Raw genomic sequence first — 3828 nt, 5'->3', positions numbered from 1 at the left:
CGGAAAACCTGACGGTCCGCTACGCCACGCCCCCCAACTCCGAACCGAACCTCACCACCATAAACCGGTTGGTTCTCATCCGCGCGCGCAGATACCGCGTGGCTGTTCGGATGCTTACGTTTGATAACCAGTTGTCGCGCATGAAATGCCAGAGGTTTTCGACCGGGTTCAGCTCCGGCGATTTCGGCGGGAGTGGCAGAATGGTGATGTTTTCGGGCACGACGAGATTGTTGGACATGTGCCAGCCTGCCTGATCCATGATGAGGATAGCGTGCGCGTCGGCATCGACGTGTCGGGCGATTTCGGCCAGATGTGTCAATGCCGCGTGAATTTTCCCCAGAAGTTGGAGTGCGCCCCTTGGAGTGGACAATGATCAGGCTGCTGATTTGCCAGTCTGCCGGATGTGTTGATCCTCGAACTGTTGGGGGCTCAGGTAGCCGAGTGCTGAATGGAGCCGGCGCTTGTTGTAGACCTCCTCGATGAAGTGGGGAAGGTGTTCAGTGATGTCCTCGAAGGTTTCGAAGGCCATCGGATAGACCGCCTCGACCTTCAGCGTTTTCATGAAGCTTTCGGCCTTGGCATTATCGTACGGATTGCCGCGGCGGCCCATTGAACCGATCAGACCGTTGGCGGCCAGCGTCTCGCGGTAGAGCTCTGCAGCATACTGCGAACCGCGATCGGAATGATGAACTACGCCCGGCGGCGGCCTTCGCCTGGCGATCGCGGTGTTCAAGGCCGCCACCGTCAGCCGTGCATCGATCGATCGACCGATGGCATATCCGACGATCACCCGCGACCAGGCATCGAGGATGATGGCGACGTAGATGAAACGGGTCGGCAAGGAGACATAGGTGATATCGCTGACCCAAAGCTGGTTGGGACCGTTCGGGATGATATCCTTCGCCAGGTTCGGGAAGATCGGTCCATTGTGGTCACTGTCGGTCGTGGCAATGAAACGTCGCCTGATCTTCGGCCTTAGATCGTGTTCGCGCATGAGGCGACGAATTTTCTTGTGGTTCACGACAAGACCCTGCTGCCGCAGGGCCGCACCGACGCGGCGGTAGCCGTAGAATTCGAACTCGTCGCAGATCGCGAACATTGCTTCGACGATGGCGGTGTCGTCGGCCGGCCGTTCCGGGAGGTCATAATAGGTGGAGCGCGCGATTCCCATCAGCCGGCATCCTTCCGCGACGGAGATGCCACGGGGCCGGTGATGACGGATGTAGTTCCGTTTTTCGGCCGCGGTGCGCTTTTCAGAGCCCCCTTTAGAAACTCCAGTTCCAGAGCCTGCTTGCCAACCAGCCGTTCGAGGGCGGCGATCCGGGCCTCGTATTCCTGGATGAGATCGGCCGCCTGCGCATCGTCGTCGAATGCGCCTTGCTCGTACTTCTGAACCCAGATGCGGATAAGGTTGCGCGACACGTCGTGGCGTTTTGCCAGACCATGCAGCGTTTCGCCGGTCAGAAATTCCTGCGCGACCTGACGTTTGAACTCCACGCTGTGACTTCGGTGTTTTGCCATGGGTCTTCTTTCCGAAAACCCGGTAGGCCGGTCAATTCGTCATCCCGGTCCGTCCACCCCAAGGGGCGCACTCCAAGTGCCGAAGTAAAATTCCCCACTTATGCCGACGTGGACGTCAAGGAGAACTGAGGATTTTTCGGGGGCCGCCCGCGTGGCTTTTGAGGCGGGGCGAAAGCCGGTGGTGCGATGAGGGCTTTGGATCTGACATGCTCCGGCATGAGTTCGGCATGCTGGCGCAACCGGTAGCTGGATCCTTCGATCTGCACGACAACGGCGTGGTGAAGCAGTCTGTCGAGCAGCGCCGTTGCGACGACAGGATCGCCAAAGACATCGCCCCATTCTGCAAAGCCGCGGTTTGATGTCAGGATCATTGCCCCCCGTTCGTATCGTGCATTGACGAGTTGGAAGAACAGATTGCCGCCGCCCGAGACGACCGGCAGATAGCCGATCTCATCGACGATCAGCAGGCTTGGCCTGCAGAAGAAGCGAATGCGCTCCTGGAGCCGACCTTCCCGTTCGGAACGCGCAAGCGAACCGATCAGGTCAGCGAGCGTCGTGAAGTACACGCTCTTTCCAGCTTTCACGGCTTCGACGCCCAGCGCTGTGGCAAGATGGCTCTTTCCCGTTCCCGGTGGGCCGAGGAAATGAACTGCCTCGTGACGGTCGACGAACCCGAGCTGCGCCAGGGTAAAGATGCGATCTCGGTCGAGCGAGGGTTGGAACGTAAAGTCGAAGCCGGCTAGCGTTTTGATCGTTGCAAGCCTGCCCATTCGCAGGGCGGTCTTGATGCGGCTGTTCTCGCGCAGCGTTAGTTCCTCGGACAGGAGGATGTCGATGGCCTCAAGTGCCGATAGTTCACCGTGCTCGAGGCGGCGCACGACATGGTCGAGAGCTTCCAGCGCCCGTGGCATCTTCAGGCCGACGAGATCATGACGGATGCGATCGATCATGGACGGAATGGCATCGAGGGTCGCGCTCATGGGCGGTTCTCCTGTGCCAGGACTTTGCCCACAGCGTCGTAAAAGGCGAGAGATCGCTGAAGTACGGTGTCGCCGGCAGGCTTGACGATAATGGCGTCGTCCCGTGTCCTGGACCGATGTTGCGGCACGAGTGCTCGTCGATGGTCAGGATGAACCCGGCGCTGTTTACGACCCTCCAGGACAGGATGGGCTGCGATCAGGATGCCGTTTTCGAAGATGCGGACCTCGTCGGCGAGAGAATGGACTTCCACCATTCGGCTTCGTGTAGCATCCGGAACGCTGTAGGTGTTTCCGCCGACGCTGACCATACCTTCGCGCGACACGCGGCGTTCCAGCTTCAGGACGGATTTGAACGGGGCCAGCGGTAATGGTCGCAGGTGCGGCCGTTCCTCGGCGAAGGCTTCATTGATGACGCGCAGGGTCGTGGCGTGCTTCCTTGGATTGGCGACGATATCCAGCCAATGCCGAAGCTGAGCATTCAAATCATCGAGGTTACGGAAAGATCGGGCGAGGAAGAAGTCTTCGCGAATATAACGGAATGGCCGCTCGACCTTGCCCTTGGTCTTGGCACGATACGGTTTGCAGGCCTTGGGATGGAATCCGTAATGGCGCGCCAGGTCTATGAGGGCACGGTTATAGACGATGCCCTCTGTCTGGCCTTCACCGATGACGGCCGTCTTCATCCGGTCGTAAAGCACCTCCCTGGGAGCGCCACCAAGAGCCTCGAAGGCCGCGATATGGCAACGCAGGACGGTCGGTAGGTTCTGATGCATGACGAAACGCGCCCAGATGAGGCGGCTATGACCCAGCACCATCGAGAACAGCCAGACGATCCTCGGCGTCATCGGTTCGTCGGTGAAAACGACGTGGAACTGGGCGAAGTCGACTTGGGCCTGCTCTCCGGGCGGCGTCTCGAAACGAACTTCGAAGCCCTGACTTGCAGCAGGGCGCACATCACGGAGAAAATCCGTCACAGCCGTGTAGCCGCCGGTATAGCCTCGCTCGCGCAGTTCTCGAAGCAATCGACTGCCGGTCAAACCGGGATAGGATTTGACCCGCTCCCGTAGGTATGAAGCGAACGGGTCGATAACCGTTGCCCGAGGCTTTCTTGGACCATAGGCCGGAGCTTCGAGGCCCCGCTCAATGTATTTGCGCACCGTCTTGCGATCGATACCGGTTTCTCTGGAAATTGCCGACACCGTCAGGCCCTGCTGATGCAGATCCAGGATCATGATCGTCTCCCTCAGCTTGATCACCAACATCCCCCTTCCGACCATCGGAAGGAGTATCGGCGATGACGCGCCGCCGGTCTTCCGGGGCGCGCCCC

General features: G+C 59.6%; 4 protein-coding genes and 1 pseudogene. All 5 read right to left on the bottom strand.

Translation table 11 applies throughout. The annotated features are described in order from the left end of the window. Positions 1 to 103: 103 nt before the first annotated feature. Positions 104 to 331 (bottom strand): annotated as a pseudogene (locus P9A16_RS35365) (transposase); the annotation flags it as partial. Between the two features lie 42 nt (positions 332 to 373). Next, a complete protein-coding gene (locus tag P9A16_RS35360; RefSeq protein WP_245290443.1) occupies positions 374 to 1198 on the bottom strand; it encodes an IS3 family transposase in 825 nt (274 codons plus the stop codon). Beyond that, complete coding sequence (locus P9A16_RS35355) at positions 1171 to 1521, bottom strand: transposase (protein WP_278026554.1); 351 nt, start codon at positions 1519 to 1521, stop codon at positions 1171 to 1173. Before P9A16_RS35355 ends, P9A16_RS35360 begins: the two co-directional genes overlap by 28 nt. 98 nt (positions 1522 to 1619) lie before the next feature. Beyond that, complete coding sequence (gene istB, locus P9A16_RS35350) at positions 1620 to 2501, bottom strand: IS21-like element ISRel3 family helper ATPase IstB (RefSeq protein ID WP_050746940.1); 882 nt, start codon at positions 2499 to 2501, stop codon at positions 1620 to 1622. Next, entirely contained in the window at positions 2498 to 3757 is a 1260-nt protein-coding gene (istA, locus tag P9A16_RS35345) for an IS21 family transposase (RefSeq protein WP_050746942.1), read from the bottom strand. Before istA ends, istB begins: the two co-directional genes overlap by 4 nt. Positions 3758 to 3828: the final 71 nt, after the last annotated feature.

This window comes from Shinella sp. 838 (assembly GCF_029623935.1).
GTDB lineage: Bacteria > Pseudomonadota > Alphaproteobacteria > Rhizobiales > Rhizobiaceae > Shinella.
Note: the sequence above shows the minus strand (reverse complement) of the source record. Positions and strands in the feature narration are given on the sequence as shown.

Excerpts from the sequence above, each read along its gene's own strand:
- P9A16_RS35355 (WP_278026554.1), bottom strand. The coding sequence starts at position 1,521 with ATGGCAAAACACCGAAGTCACAGCGTGGAGTTCAAACGTCAGGTCGCG.
- istB (WP_050746940.1), bottom strand. The coding sequence starts at position 2,501 with ATGAGCGCGACCCTCGATGCCATTCCGTCCATGATCGATCGCATCCGT.